15 protein-coding genes, 2 tRNA genes and 1 pseudogene are annotated in these 13979 nt (G+C 60.7%); 6 read left to right on the top strand and 12 right to left on the bottom strand.

Annotation, left to right across the window (positions count from 1 at the left end; genetic code table 11):
• Positions 1-119 precede the first annotated feature (119 nt).
• The 6 genes and pseudogenes from uvrY (at position 120) to BFR47_RS17985 (ending at position 4190) form a co-directional block, all read left to right on the top strand.
• A complete protein-coding gene (gene uvrY, locus BFR47_RS08885; RefSeq protein ID WP_071472897.1) occupies positions 120-761 on the top strand; it encodes a UvrY/SirA/GacA family response regulator transcription factor in 642 nt (213 codons plus the stop codon).
• A 6-nt stretch (positions 762-767) separates the two neighbouring features.
• Positions 768-2597 carry an excinuclease ABC subunit UvrC gene (uvrC, locus tag BFR47_RS08890; protein ID WP_071472734.1) on the top strand — a complete coding sequence of 610 codons (1830 nt, stop codon included), beginning with the start codon at positions 768-770 and terminating at the stop codon, positions 2595-2597.
• Between the two features lie 47 nt (positions 2598-2644).
• Positions 2645-3192: pseudogene (gene pgsA / locus BFR47_RS08895) on the top strand (CDP-diacylglycerol--glycerol-3-phosphate 3-phosphatidyltransferase).
• A 195-nt stretch (positions 3193-3387) separates the two neighbouring features.
• Positions 3388-3461, top strand: a tRNA-Cys gene (locus BFR47_RS08900).
• A 23-nt stretch (positions 3462-3484) separates the two neighbouring features.
• Positions 3485-3571 (top strand) — tRNA-Leu (locus BFR47_RS08905).
• 460 nt (positions 3572-4031) lie between these two features.
• Positions 4032-4190, top strand: coding sequence for a hypothetical protein (locus tag BFR47_RS17985; RefSeq protein ID WP_175514084.1), 159 nt, complete (start codon positions 4032-4034; stop codon positions 4188-4190).
• Here BFR47_RS17985 and BFR47_RS08915 read toward each other — a convergent pair.
• The 12 genes from BFR47_RS08915 to BFR47_RS19435 form a co-directional block, all read right to left on the bottom strand.
• Positions 4187-5887 (bottom strand): hypothetical protein, encoded by a 1701-nt coding sequence (locus BFR47_RS08915; protein WP_071472736.1) that lies wholly within the window; start codon positions 5885-5887, stop codon positions 4187-4189. The genes BFR47_RS17985 and BFR47_RS08915 overlap by 4 nt on opposite strands.
• Positions 5874-6443: a baseplate complex protein gene (locus BFR47_RS08920; protein WP_071472737.1), complete on the bottom strand. Its 570-nt coding sequence runs from the start codon at positions 6441-6443 to the stop codon at positions 5874-5876. The genes BFR47_RS08915 and BFR47_RS08920 overlap by 14 nt, the downstream gene beginning before the upstream one ends.
• Complete coding sequence (locus BFR47_RS08925; protein ID WP_071472738.1) at positions 6440-7330, bottom strand: hypothetical protein; 891 nt, start codon at positions 7328-7330, stop codon at positions 6440-6442. The genes BFR47_RS08920 and BFR47_RS08925 overlap by 4 nt, the downstream gene beginning before the upstream one ends.
• Entirely contained in the window at positions 7327-7842 is a 516-nt protein-coding gene (locus tag BFR47_RS08930; protein WP_071472739.1) for a DUF4376 domain-containing protein, read from the bottom strand. Before BFR47_RS08930 ends, BFR47_RS08925 begins: the two co-directional genes overlap by 4 nt.
• Entirely contained in the window at positions 7842-8015 is a 174-nt protein-coding gene (locus BFR47_RS17990) for a hypothetical protein (RefSeq protein ID WP_175514085.1), read from the bottom strand. Before BFR47_RS17990 ends, BFR47_RS08930 begins: the two co-directional genes overlap by 1 nt.
• A 12-nt stretch (positions 8016-8027) precedes the next feature.
• Positions 8028-9011: a phage tail protein gene (locus tag BFR47_RS19115; RefSeq protein ID WP_083399079.1), complete on the bottom strand. Its 984-nt coding sequence runs from the start codon at positions 9009-9011 to the stop codon at positions 8028-8030.
• Between the two features lie 191 nt (positions 9012-9202).
• The gene (locus BFR47_RS08940) at positions 9203-9769 is read right to left on the bottom strand and encodes a phage tail-collar fiber domain-containing protein (protein WP_071472740.1); all 567 of its coding nucleotides are present in this window, start codon (positions 9767-9769) and stop codon (positions 9203-9205) included.
• A complete protein-coding gene (locus BFR47_RS08945) occupies positions 9766-10332 on the bottom strand; it encodes a phage tail protein (protein WP_071472741.1) in 567 nt (188 codons plus the stop codon). The genes BFR47_RS08940 and BFR47_RS08945 overlap by 4 nt, the downstream gene beginning before the upstream one ends.
• Positions 10325-11509 (bottom strand): baseplate J/gp47 family protein, encoded by a 1185-nt coding sequence (locus BFR47_RS08950; protein WP_071472742.1) that lies wholly within the window; start codon positions 11507-11509, stop codon positions 10325-10327. Before BFR47_RS08950 ends, BFR47_RS08945 begins: the two co-directional genes overlap by 8 nt.
• The gene (locus tag BFR47_RS08955) at positions 11506-11832 is read right to left on the bottom strand and encodes a DUF2590 family protein (RefSeq protein WP_071472743.1); all 327 of its coding nucleotides are present in this window, start codon (positions 11830-11832) and stop codon (positions 11506-11508) included. The genes BFR47_RS08950 and BFR47_RS08955 overlap by 4 nt, the downstream gene beginning before the upstream one ends.
• Entirely contained in the window at positions 11822-13783 is a 1962-nt protein-coding gene (locus tag BFR47_RS08960) for a phage tail tape measure protein (protein WP_245748863.1), read from the bottom strand. Before BFR47_RS08960 ends, BFR47_RS08955 begins: the two co-directional genes overlap by 11 nt.
• 17 nt (positions 13784-13800) lie before the next feature.
• On the bottom strand, positions 13801-13971 hold the full coding sequence (locus BFR47_RS19435) for a DUF6890 family protein (RefSeq protein WP_425434001.1): 171 nt from the start codon (positions 13969-13971) through the stop codon (positions 13801-13803).
• Positions 13972-13979 lie beyond the last annotated feature (8 nt).

Here is a 13979-nt window from a genome sequence, read left to right on the forward strand (position 1 = left end):
GGTTGACCGCATTCATCGGCGATGGTGGTCATTTTCTTTTTGACGCTATCTCCGCTATGATGCCAGCCGCGGACAAAGTGTTATATGATAAGCAGGTTAACGCAGTCGGAGAGCATCTTTTGATTAACGTATTCCTGGTTGATGACCATGAGTTAGTGCGCACAGGGATCCGACGCATACTAGAAGACGTCAAGGGAATGAAGGTACTGGGCGAGGCCAAGAGCGGTGAAGAAGCCGTGCAATGGTGTCGTGAGCAGCATCCTGATGTTGTATTGATGGACATGAACATGCCGGGTATCGGTGGCCTGGAAGCCACCCGCAAGATATTGCGCTTCAATCCGGATGTAAAAATCATCGTCCTGACCATTCACACCGAAAACCCGTTTCCCACCAAGGTGATGCAGGCCGGGGCCTCCGGGTACCTGACCAAGGGGGCCGGGCCGGAAGAAATGATCAACGCCATTCGCCTGGTACACAGCGGGCAGCGTTATATTTCGCCGGAAATTGCCCAGCGCATGGCGCTGAGTCAGTTTTCCAACGAAGAAAACCCGTTCAAGCAGTTATCCGAGCGGGAGCTGCAGATCATGCTGATGATCACCAAGGGGCAGCGCGTCACCGATATTTCCGAGCAGTTGAACCTGAGCCCCAAAACGGTGAACAGCTACCGTTACCGGCTGTTCAGCAAGCTGGATATCAACGGTGATGTGGAACTGACCCATCTGGCGATCCGCTACGGCATGCTGGATGCAGAAAAAATCTGACGGCCGATGAGCTCAGCGTTTGATGCCAAGGCCTTTCTTCAGGTGGTGACCGAACACCCCGGCGTTTATCTGATGTTTGATGAGGCTGGGGATATTATCTATGTCGGTAAAGCCAAAAACCTGAAAAAGCGACTGTCTTCCTACTTCCGCACCCAGGTCAGCGGTGAGAAGACCCGCGCCCTGGTGCGCCAGATCTGCGATGTACAGGTAACGGTGACCCACACCGAAACCGAAGCCCTGATCCTGGAACACAACCTGATCAAGCAGCATCTGCCGCGTTACAACGTGCTGCTGCGAGACGACAAATCCTACCCCTACATCATCATCAGCGATCATCGCCATCCGCGTATCGGCCTGCACCGGGGGGCGCGCAAGAAAAAGGGCGAATACTTCGGACCTTATCCCAACGGTGCCGCGGTGCGGGAAAGCCTGCATCTGATGCAGAAGCTGTTTCCGGTGCGCCAGTGCGAAGACAGCGTCTATGCCAACCGTAGCCGTCCCTGTCTGATGTATCAGCTCAAGCGTTGTGCCGGTCCCTGTGTCAGCGGTCTGGTCAGCGACGAGGAGTACGCCCATCAGCTGCAGCTGGTACGGTTGTTTCTGCAGGGCAAGAACCAGCAGGTGCTTAACGATCTGGCCGACAGCATGGAGCAGGCCAGTCAGGCGCTGCGCTTTGAGGATGCGGCCCGGTTTCGGGATCAGCTGCAGGCCTTGCGCCGGGTACAGGAGCAGCAGTTTGTCAGTGGTAACGTGCTCGACGACCTCGATGTGATCGGGCTGGCAGTGGCGCGCAGTCAGGCCTGTGTGCAGGTGCTGTTCATTCGCCAGGGCAAGGTGCTGGGCAGCCGCAGCTATTTTCCCAAGATGCCGCCGGACACCGATGCCGAAGAAATACTGCAGAGTTTTGTGCTGCAATTTTATCTGGCCGGTATCGGCGGTCGGGAAGCCCCTGCCGAAATCCTGATCGATCGCAGCCTGCCCGACGAAGCCGTGTTGAGCGAGACCCTGAGTCAGCATTATGGTCGCCGCATCAAATTGCGCAGTCGCACCCGTTCCGAGCGTTCACGCTTTATCAAGCTGGCCCGTACCAATGCCGATACCGCCCTGGCCAGCCGGCTGGCCCACAAGAGCACTCAGCGGCAACGGTTGCTGCAGCTGGAAGAGGTGCTGGGCTGTCCGCCGATTGCTCGCATGGAATGTTTCGATATCTCTCATACCATGGGCGAGAAAACGGTGGCCTCCTGTGTGGTATTCAATCAGGAAGGGCCGCAGAAGAGTGAATATCGCCGCTTCAACATCAACGGCATTACCCCTGGCGATGACTATGCCGCCATGGAGCAGGCCCTGAGCCGGCGTTTTCACCAGGCCGACACCGATAAACTGCCCGATATACTCTTTATCGACGGTGGCCTGGGGCAACTGGCTCGGGCCGAAGACGTCATGGCCCGGGAGCTGGCCGACAGCCCGCGCCAGCCGCTGCTGATAGGGGTGGCCAAAGGCGTGACCCGCAAGGCGGGACTGGAAACCCTGATCATGGGGGGCAGCCACGAGGAGCGGCACCTGCCGGCGGACATGCCGGCGTTGCACCTTATCCAGCATATTCGAGATGAATCCCACCGCTTTGCCATTACCGGGCACCGGGCCCAGCGCGGCAAGGTGCGCACCACCAGTACCCTGGAGTCCATTCCCGGTGTCGGTGCCAAACGGCGACAGGCATTGCTGAAATATCTGGGTGGCATTCAGGAGGTAAAACGGGCCGGGGTGGATGAACTGGCCAAAGTCCCCGGAATAAGCCCGGCACTGGCAGAAAAAATTCACGATGCGTTGCATCACTGAGCTCCATCATGCACCATGTAATGGCATGATCCACTGGCCTGAAAATAATGATAAACATTCCTAATTCTCTGACGTTTTTTCGACTCCTGCTGATCCCGGTATTTATCGTATTGTTTTATCTTCCGCTGGACGGTGCCTATTTCTGGGCCGCTCTGGTGTTTACCCTGGCGGCGATAACCGACTGGTTTGACGGCTTTCTTGCTCGCAAGCTGGAGCAGAGTACCCCCTTTGGCGCCTTTCTGGATCCGGTGGCCGACAAGGTGATGGTGGCGGCCGCCTGGTGATTATCGTCGAGGATTACAGCAGCCCGCTGGTCACCATACCGGCCATGATCATGATAGGACGGGAAATCATTATTTCGGCCCTGCGCGAGTGGATGGCGGAAATCGGTCAGCGCTCTCAGGTGGCGGTCAGCTGGATTGGCAAGTGGAAAACCACCATCCAGATGCTGGCGCTCATCGGCCTGATCTGGCAGCAGAGCCTGTACATGATCTGGGGCAGCTACTTGCTGCTGTATATCGCCACCGGCCTGACCCTGTATTCGGCCTACGACTACCTGAAGGCGGCCTGGGGTGATCTGACCCGTTCGGTCTGAGTTCCGAAGCGCTCAGGTCCGACCCCGGATGGGGCAGGGCAAGAGGGCGCCGCGAGTAGACTCGTGAACAGACAGTACGCAAAAACAGGCATTTGCGCATAAAAAAACGTGCGAACAAATCAGAACACGCAGATTAGAGTTGACTGGCAGACGCCGGTCATTAGAATGCAGTGTTATCTGAAAGACCTATTTTATGGCGCGTTAGCAAAGCGGTTATGCAGCGGATTGCAAATCCGTTCAGTCCGGTTCGACTCCGGAACGCGCCTCCACTTCTTCCTTAGAAGCGTCTGCTGCCCGGATGGTGAAATCGGTAGACACAAGGGATTTAAAATCCCTCGCTGGTAACAGCGTGCCGGTTCAAGTCCGGCTCCGGGCACCATTATAAATCAAGCACTTACGTCAGTCCTGACGGTTTACACCTCTCCAGTAATTATCCCAAGTGGCGACAAAGTGGCGACAGCCGTTTAGCTGTGGCGACAATGGCGACGACTCATCCAGCGTTGAACCAAATTGAAATTTTAAATTTTCATGATCGCAGTCGTAGCAAGGCTTGCGGCGGTTAGTCTGATTGACCGTTTTTCTGTTTTCCCCACGTAATCGGTAAGACCTCCAGCACTGGTGCGGGTTTGCCTGCCCAGCTCCTGTTCTACTGCCACCCTGATTCCTTCATTTCCGTGCAATTCCCTTCAATCTTTGCAGATCCTCAGATCGTCCGCTGATCCCAGTGGTGGCGGGGCGTAGCCGTGGTTTTTGCACACCCGCAGAATTTCCAAAATTTTAAAACACAAAGCGCGAAGGCGGGCGCGGAGGAGCGCGATTTCCGTGAGGTGCTGGCGTGCGTGTACGGATTACGTGGCGACGTGCTGATGGGTGACGTGGGCCAGCACAGGCGGCGCCAGTCAGCCGCTGGCGGCGTTGATGGTGTGTGGGGTGATGGTAGCGAGGGTAAAGCAAGGCGGCCGCTGTGGGCCGCCTGGGTGGGGCAGGGCTGGGGTTAGCCGGTGAAGCTTTGCAGGTTGGTCTTGGTGGTGCCGATAGCGGTGGCGTGACCGGCCACCTGGCCCTGCACGTTGGGCGGGGTGTTGTGGTTGGGGTGGGTGTGGCTATCCAGTTTGTTCAGGGCATCCTGTACGTTGGCCATCATGCCGATCATCAGCGTCAGCATGTTATGGGTGCCGTTGCCCAGCACGATGCTGTTGCCGAGGATGGTCTGGGTCTTGGCCTGGCTGCTCTTGTTGCCGGTGATCTGTTCCGTCGTGTTGCCCTGAGTGGTGCGCTGCTCGTCGCCGGTGATGGTGGTGGTGCTGTCGCCGCCAATGCTGTGCTGATAGTTGGCCCCGGTCACGTCGACTCGTTCGCCGGCGGCGACCAGGTGCAGGTTGGCGAGGGTGGCCAGTTCGAGGTCGTCACCGGCCAGCAGCTCGATGGCCCCCAGCGCCTCAATCAGTTTGCGGCCGGCCACTTCTTCGGTGCTGTGCTGGGCCACAGTGGTGTGATGGTTGCCAAAATGGCTCTGGTAGTCGTCGGCCTCTTGCTGCAGCTGGGCGGCAATGTGGTGAATGGTCTGGTCTGTGGCCAGGGTGTGGTTGCCGGCATTGTCGGTGCGCTGATACACCTCGCCCCGCTGCTGGGTGAGCTGTTCGCCGGGCTGGATGTTTGGCAGTGACCAGCCGGATCCGAGCACGGTACGGATGAAGGGCTGATCGGCACGGCCAAAGGCAAAGCCCAGCTCGACCAGGGTGCCTTCTACCGGGTACTGGAATTGCCCCTGTTCGGGGCCACCGAACAGCACGGGTACCGGCACAGCCATAAATACCGGTACTTCTGTATCCGGCTTGCCGTTTTCATCCAGCTGCTGCACGTCCACGGCATAGCGGGGGCGGAAGGGGTCGTTGCGCTGTCCGGCACTGGCCCGATCGCTGGCGGCGGTGACGATGCCGAAGGTGGGCAGATGAAAGCCGGCGGCCAGTTCGGGAAAGCTCTGCTCTACCTGCCGCTGCTGGGCGGTTTTCTGCTTGCCCTGCCAGCGCAGGGTCATGTGGGTGCCGTCAAATTCCACCTGGGTGATGGTGTGGCCGTTGACCTTGGCGCCCGGGCGCATTATGGGCGACATGGGCAGGGTGAGGCTGTTGCCGCCGGCCTGTTGGCTGCTGGCCTCGGCGTCGAGTGTTACCGGGCGAGCAGGCCAGCGGGAGTGCCGATAGCTGCCGGCGTAGATATTACCGTCCGGTTGCTGGTACCAGCAGAACTCGGGAATGTTAAAAGCGCGGCCGGCGTTCTGCAGCAACTGGGCACCGGTGCCGGCAGTGGTGAAGTTGGGAATAGGGGTGTCGACGTACTCGGCCTCGGGCAGCACGAAGTTAAGCCCGGTTTCGTCGGCCAGCCGGGTGATCACCTGGCGAAAGGTGGCGTGCTGCAGGCTCATGGTGATGCGGGTACCCAACACAAAGGCCAGCTCCTTGACCAGCAGGCGGGTGTGGCCGTTGTCGGCCGGCTCGGCCCGGGCCACGATGCCGGTAAAGTAACGCTGCAGGCGGGTGCCGTAACCGATATCGAAATGCACCATGGCGCGGGGCTGGGCGCTGCCTTTTACGGTAACAAAGCCGCGGCCGGCGGAAGACAGCTCCAGCATCCATTTATCATCGACAAGGTGTATATCTTCGCCGTTGAGGGTCAGGCGTTTATTCAGCTTCATTCGGTTGGTCTCCCTCGGTTTTGTCTCCCAGTGCATCATCCATGCGCTTAAGGAATTGTTCGGTGCGGGTCAGCTCCGGCTCGGCACCTTGTTCGGCATTGGGCGGCGGGGTCACGGCCGTGGTGCCTTCGGTGGCCTGGCCGATGGTCGCGTTGGGTTTGGGCGCCCGCTGTTCGCGTTTTTCCGGCACCGACAGGTGTTCCCGCAGGGTAAAGGACACCCGCCAGGCCAACAGGCCCTCTTGCTCCGGGGCCATGATGCGGCCGGCAAACTTTACCTGGTAGATCTTCACCGCTTCGGCCAGTTCACAGCCGATGCGGTAGATTTTGCGCTCGTTGCCTTCGCCTTTTTCCTGTGCCAGTTCAAACAGGCGGGCGAGGGCCAGCTGGTCGGCAAAGGGGATCAGGCCCGTTATCTGCAGTTCCTTGCCCTTTTCTCCCTGCTCGGCGCCGCTGGTACCGGAAGTCTGGCCCGAGGTGTCCTTTTCCTTGAACTCCATGCTCAGGGTGATGCGGGGCGACTTGAGGCGGAGTAATTCACCATCGAGGGCGATCATGGCAGTAGCTCCTTGAAAAACGTCAGCGGCTGGGCCGACACCAGCAACACCGCCGCGGTATGGGCATGCTCAAAACCGGGCAGGCCGCCGGTTAAGCTCGCCGCCACGGTGGAAGGGGAACCACTGGCCTGCAGGCCGTAAAGGGTACCGCTTAGCCCGGCTTTCAGGTTGGCCAGTTGCTGCCGTTGTTGGTCGAGCCAGGCGGCCCGCTTGCCGGCCAGGGCGGTGAGCTTGGCGACGGGGTTGTGGGCATCGCCAGCCAGTGATTCCAGTTGAGCCAACTGAGCGCCGAGGGTGGTGACAGCCGGGCGCAACGGCGCATACTGGTGCCGACCCGGTACCCACTTGGGGGTGATACCGGTGGCCGGGGTTTGCATGCGGGTCTGGGCATGCTGTTGCTCGGCCTGGGCTCGACGGGTACAGGTGCACAGTTCGGGGATGGGCAGAAGGGCGGTGATCTGCTGCAGACTGCTGGCGAACTCGGCCAGGGTGGCGGCGGTGATCAGCAGCCCCTGCACATGCAGGGTGCCGGTTGGCCGGTGTGGGTCGGCGGTATCCTGCAGTTTGTCGGCCAGTCGCTTGGCTGCGTTGCCCGGGGCGAGGTAATGGCCGCTGTCTTCCACCTGACCTACGCCGTAATCGTAGGGGGTGACGGTCAGGCGGTGGCCACCGACCAGCAGTTGATTGAGCTGGTCGCGCAGATGCAGCAGGCCGGCGGCTTCACCGCTCAGGGCATGAGGTGCAAAGCTCACGGCGCCGGCGGCGGTATTCAGGGTGCCGATGGCTTGCTGTTGGGCGGCGGGCAGTCCGGTCAGCACCGAACCGGCGGCAGTTTCAATACTGGCCGCACTTGGCGGCCAGGTCAGGGTGGTCTGGGTCCAGCTCATGCGGTTACCTCTGCCGGCCAGCCGACGGGATAGGCCTGCACCTCCTCAATGGTGGTGAGGGCGCTCACATCAGCTTTCATGGTGCGCTGCCGGTCGTGAATGCGGCCACCTTGCTGGACGATAGCGGCATACAGTTCGCGCAACTGGTCCAGGGTCATGGGTTGGTCGTTGTTGTCGGCATCGGTCCAGTAATCGAGTGGCATCACTCCGGCCATCAGCACGGAGATGATCCGCGCCCGACTGGCGGCGTCGGTGTCCCAGTGGTGGCCGTCGTGCTCTACCGGAGTCTGTTCCTGCTGGTCGCGCCATGTGTTGATTTCGGCGTGTTTGGCTTTCTGATGACGATTGATCGCAACCGGGTCCAGCCGCCAGCTTGCTGTTGTCTCGTCCCACACATCATCCGGGCCGGGAGCAAGCTCGGTTTCGGTGTCGGGAATAGGGCCAAGTTCGGTGATTTTGCGCTCGGCCTTGGTTTGCTTGTTGTAGACGGTTTTACCTTTGTGGTTTTCCACTAGTGACCAGGCGCCGCCCTTGAACAGAGCACCTGATCGGCGGAAATAGTCGGGGGCGGAGTGGTGGTGGCATGACCAGGCACCAGCCAGTTACCCTGATCTAGGGGGTCGGGATCGGCCTTACCCATTCCTGCCAGTCCGCCTGTGACGGGATGGTAGTGATAAATGTCCATTATGTTCTCCCGTTAGTATTTAATGCAGTAGAGAAAAGCTACGTTACGGGGGCGCGTTTCGTCTCCACCTCTCAAACCTGCCATATCACCGTCTGAACGCACATACGCTTGCGTATTGTTGTCAGATGCTTGCTTTTTGGTAGAGTTGGTGCCGTGAGTCCCATGTTCTTTGAACTCGTCTTCCTGCCAACTCCCCAATGCACGCCCAGCGTCAACGCCTCTGCTGTCATCCCAACCCCGGACGAATTCACCACGCAAGTCGGGTATGTTAAATGTGGTTGAGCCATTGCCGGCACCAAAGGTGGTACCGATGGCGGCGAACAGGGCAGAGTAGGTGGTGCGGCTGATGGCGGCACCGTTGGCCTTGAGCCAGCCGTCAGGCGGTGTCGCCATGGCAAAAGCTGCCACCAGACCGGGTTCGTCTATGCCGGCGGGTTTCCCGGTGACTTCATTCCAGTTTGGCCAGCGGGTAGCCTGTGCCGGTTTATCGGTAACTTCACTCCAGGGATGCGAGTGGTTGCTGGGCGTGAAGGTTGAGGGTTTGCCGGTGATGCTGCTCCATGAGTGGGCATGACTGTCCGGCGGATAGGTGGCGGGCTTGCCGGTCACTTCCGCGAAACTGGGCCAGCGGGTGGCGGTGACGGGCACGCCGGTGAAGTTGCCCCAGTCCAGGTAAAAGCTGGGGAGCTGGCCATTGAACTTGGCGGAATCCGCGGCCTTGCCGGTTTTATCCAGCTTGCTGCTGTTTAGCGCGTTGTAGGCGTCGGCCACGGCCTTACCGCTGGCGTATTTGGTAGCGCCGCCGGTGGTGTCGGTGTAGCTGTGGCTCCAGCCCCAGTTTTCCAGTTTATCCAAGCCCACCTGCTCTTTGGTGTGGGCCTGAGGGCGTTGTTCGTGCCACCAAAGGCCGCCCCGGCCGCGCAGGTCGGTCACGGCGCCATTGGCGGCAAGTGTGGCCAGTGGGGTCACGTAATGGGGATAACCGGCTTCATCCATGTAATCGGCGAGCGGGGTGGTACTGGCCCGGATCTCTACTTGCGTATGCCAATCAGAAAGCAGGGTACCGGCGTGGTACACATCGGCGTACAGGGTGGCCGGGCGCTGGCTCACGGTGATCGACTGCTCGGCGGTCAGCTCGGTGCGCAGGCCGGCAATGTAGCCGAGGCCCGCTGCCACGATGAATTCATTCACGCCCTGGCCGGGACGCACGGCAAAGCCATCAGCCAAAAAGGCGGCGGACCCGTAGTGATCGTGGGCCTGTTGGCGAATGTCTTCATCCAGCCCGAGCAGACGGGCGGAAAAGTCGAGTTGCCAGGTGCTGGCATCCACCTGGGTGTTGGTGGCATCGGCGGCGCCAGATATTCCATCAGCATCGACTTCACTAGGCTGTTGCCGGGCTGGCTGTTGCCTTGATTCTTCAGCTTATCTTCGGCGGCTTTGTGCACCACCATGGCCACCAGACCGCTGGCCTTGTGCACCAGGTACATGGCGTTAAAGGTGAAGTCACCGATACGAGTATCCATGATGATGGAATAGGCCACGCCGTTGGCGTTGACCTTGCCGCGCTGATCCACCGGCTGGCGGTGTACGATTTGCGCCGGCGGGGGCAGGCCGGCGGCGCGGTTGATGGGGGCGGTTAAGTCCAGCCCCGGAACATGGGCCAGTACAAACTCGTCGGGAATGACCGGTTGGGCGCCCATTTGCAAGTCTGCCAGGTGCTGCTCGAAGGCGAGGGTAATGGCGGTTTGGCTCATCCTAATTTGGCTCCAAAGTTTTGATAGCTGCCGCTGAAACGGGCGGCATGCAGGCGCAGCGGTTGCGGGTAAACCACCTGAAAGCGGTAGCGGCGACAGGTGCGGCCGTAGTGCTGGATCAGCACGTTGAGCAACTGCTGGTTGCCGGCAAGCTCCATGTCGGCCAACTCAATGGTGATCACGTCCCAAGGCTGATCGGGCTGGCGTTCGTGTACTTCTACCCAGCCGATGCCGAGGCGCTCGAAAATACGCTTGAAGCCGGCGGACTCGCCGGCGTCACGGGCGTTGGCAAAGGCGTATTTCACCCGCTTGCGATACAGAGCCACCGGCTCGTTGCTGAACCGTTGAATGCCTCTGTCCCAAGCAATTAGGTTGAGCATGGCTTCGCTGCATTCGAGCGGGTCCAGCTGCTGCAGCGGGATCAACAGCCAATGCCACAGCCGCCGCCAGAAGGCGTGCAGGCCCTTGCTCAGAAAATGCGGCTCTTTCAGCCCGTTGCCGTCCATCCACCAGGGGGCCTTGTGTTCGGGCAGATCCGGGGCCTGTTGCTGATGTTTATTCATGAATATTCACCGTGAGAGAGGAAAGGCGCGGAATAGCCCTTTCGCTGTCGATATCCGGTTGGTCAAAGCTCAGGCTCTGAATGTCGGGCAGCAGGGCATGCAGTTCGGCGCCCAGCCGGCTGAAGCTGAAGCGGCCGAACGGGGTGGTGCGGGTGATCGTCGGGTAATCGGCGGTTTCCCGAAACGCCGCCCGTACCATGGCCTCGGCTTCGGTTTGCAGCAGGGTTTTGGCCTGATCGCCGAGAAAGGCGCGGGGCCAGATGTTGAGGGTGATGGCGTGCAGGGTATCGGGCAGGGCGAAGCACTGCAGATCATCCCCGTGGCCGTGGTTGCCGTCGTGGCTCACATGCTTGTTTAGCTTGTCGATCAGGGCCTGGGGCGTGCTGCCGACTTCCATCAGGATGTAAGCGTTGGCGGTGCCCGGGCCGCGCGGGGCGTCGTGCTCGAAATAGATGTTATCGGAACGAATGCCGGCCACGGCGGCGAGCATGGATCGGTACACCGCATCGATGTGATAGCGGCCCACCACCGAATACTGGTTTTGAATGCGCAACCCCAGGGCGTCGTCGTCTTCTTCGTCGTCGCCGGGCTCGGTGATCCAGTCCACCGGGTTGGCCACCCGCTCGATGCCGTTCACCGAAGTGGGCAGTATGCAGAAGTAACCGGCGGGCAGGTTCCAGGCGCTGCCGGCTTCGGTGGCTTCGCACACCACAAGGCCGGTGGCCAGCCCGGCGGGAATGGTCACGGTGTCGGTCACGGCCAGGGTGTAGCTGCGGCCGTTGATCCGCTCTGTGGTCACTCGGGTGCCGGCTTCTATGGTCACGGCGGTGGCCGGGTCTTGCTTGAAGAACTCCACCAGTCCCCGGGTGGCCTTGGCACCTTTGCGCTCCAGCCCCACGTCCCAGGCTTTCAGATCCTGATAATAACCGCGTGCGGTGGCGGCAAACAGGTTGGGCAGCACATGACCGATAAGCAGGCTGTTGAGCAGCCACATGGCCGGCTTGACCACAATGGCCCGCTGCAGTCGCCAGAACGGGCTCATGCGGCTGTCGTTGGTGATGACGGAGCCGGCGGTGGTCACTTCCCGGGCCAGCTCTTGCTCGACTGCCTCGATGGTGGTCGGAATGCCTTCGGCGGCCATCAGCCGGGTAAAGTCTACCTGGGGGCGGGGGCTCACAGTGTCACCTCCAGATCGCCAAACTCATAGGTGCGGGCGGTCAGCAGATAACGGTCTGCCGCTTCTTCGCGCAGCTCGGCGGTGCCGGGCACCAGCCGCCGGTCCTGCTCGACCAGGATGCGGATTTGGGTGCGCACGTCGGCGCGCAGCACCGGGCTGCGTTCGCCAATCAGCGCACGGGCCAGCCCGGACTCCAGCACGGCGTGCTTGATGTCTTGGCCGATACTGTGGCGGTTGTCGGTAGTGATTGGCTGGGCGCCGGCATCCAGCACCAGGCCGAAGTCTTCGACCAGCAGGTCGATGTATTTACGCTCAGAAGCCATGTTGTAGTTCCTCCCATTCGGCCAGAGCCTGTGGATCCATGCCTTGCTCGGCTTTGATGTGCACGTCGCCAAACTGGACGGTCTTGCCGCTGTTCTGGCTGGCAACCCTGGCCATTTGCGGCATGAGTGGCGGTGACGGGGCCTTGACGGTGTCGGGGGTGCGGCTGGCGGCCAGTCGCTGGTTGATACTGTCCTGACCGGGTGACAGGGCGCGGGCCAGATTGGATTGCTCTATCGGTGCGCCGCTGTAGCTGCGGGTCACTTCCTGAGTGGCCCGGGGCACGGTGGGCGCCGAGCTGCCCATGTTGATGTTGATGCCGGGGATCAGGTTTATCTTTTCAATCAGCCAGTCCAGGGCGCTGCCCAGCAGGTCGAACGGGCTCAGGTTGCCGAGCATGTCCATGAAGGACTGCCATTTCAGTTGCGCCGCATCGAGAAGCCCCATCAGCGTGGTAAAGGCTTCGCTTTCCATGATGCTGGCTTTGAGGCTGTCCCAGTTGCGGGCCAGCCAGACGGCACCCACGGCCAACAGTGCCAAGGCGGCGATAATCAGGAAGAAGGGGCTGAACACAAAGGCCATGGCCACGCCCAAGGCGCTAAAGGCACCGGTCAGCAGAAAGGTGCCGGCGGCGGCAACGGCCTGAATGGCCATCCAGGCAAGCTGGGCGGTTTTGGTCAGTACAAAGCCCAGACGCAGCAGTTTCATCAACCCGATCAGCCCGCTCATGGCGCCGCCATAAAAGGCCATGATGCTGCCGCCAATCCCCATGATCAGCGTCCAGCTGGCGGCCACAGCCGTCAGCGCGGCAAAGCCGATGGCCGCCCAGGTGACTATTTCGGTGAGGTTCGGGAACAGCTGGGTCCACTTCACCAGCACCGCCATGCCATCCACCAGACTGCCAACCAGCTCGTTGATGGTGGGCAGTACGCTGGCCCCGGCACCGGCCCGCAGGGCAAACCACACCGCGCCCAGTCGCTCCCATTGATCGGTCATGGCGCCGGCCATTTGAGTGGCCTTGTCCATGCCCGTTTGCCTGCCCACGTTGTTGATGCTGTTGGCCAGACCGTCGATATCCGGCAGCATCTGCTTGATGAGCGCCACCGCCTCGTCGGAGCCGAATGCTTTTTTCAGGGCGTCCGACTCGGCCACGGTGAGGGTGTCGCCAAACTGATCTTTCAGCTTTTGCAGGATCTCAACCATGCCCAGGGCGTTGCCGTTGCCGTCCACAAAGCTCATGTTCAGCTTGTCCTGAGCGCCGGCAATGCCGTTCAGGAACGACTTGTATTTGGTACCAGCCTCAGACCCGGACATGGTGGCTTGCAGAGTACCGAGCACCGCCATCTGTTCGGCCATGCTGGCCCCGGCGGCGGTACCGGCGGCACCGATGCTGGTAAAGGCGGCACTCATCTCGGCGCCGGTGGTCTTGAAGGACTCCACCGCCTGGGCGGTCTGGCCGGCAACCATGGCGGCAAAGTTGTCTTTGCCCATGGCGTCGGCTTGTTTTTTGAAGGTACCGTACATGGTGCCCATGTAGGCGGTGATGGTGGCGGTGTCGGCCTTGGTGGCGGCGGCCAGCACGGCAGACGACTTGGTAATACCGGCCAGTTCCTCGCCCGACAGGTCGCCCATCGCAGACTTGATATCGTAGGCGGCACCCACGAACTCGGTAGCCGACTTGCCGAACTCGATAGAAAACTCGGTGGCGGTCTGGCTGAGTTGATCCAGGTCTTCCTGCACCACGCCCAGTGATTTCACTTCCCCCAGCACCCGATCCATCTCGATGGCGGGCATCAGCGCCTGATACAAGGCAACGCTAGACGCGGCCAGCCCGGCCGCACCACCGACCATTCGATCCATGCTTTGGCGGCCCAGTTCGCCGGTCTGTTGGATTTGCTGGTTAATGCCCTGAATCGGCCGGGTGACTTTGTCTACCAGGCCGACCGTGAGCATTAATTGTTCCAGGTGTCTCATGTGCCGTTAAATGCCTTTGCTATGCCTGCCGCGATGGCGTGAGAAGTGTTGTCCCAGTGCTGCTTGTTCAGCCAGATAGCCCGGGCCAGGGCTTCTTCATCGTCGGGCTCATGGGGCAGATAGTGGCGGCGTAACGTCAGTATCTGCTCCAGCTGGTTGTGCTCGATGGCCCTGG

The sequence above is a fragment of the Oceanisphaera psychrotolerans genome (assembly GCF_001870485.1).
GTDB classification, from domain to species: Bacteria; Pseudomonadota; Gammaproteobacteria; order Enterobacterales; family Aeromonadaceae; genus Oceanimonas; species Oceanimonas psychrotolerans.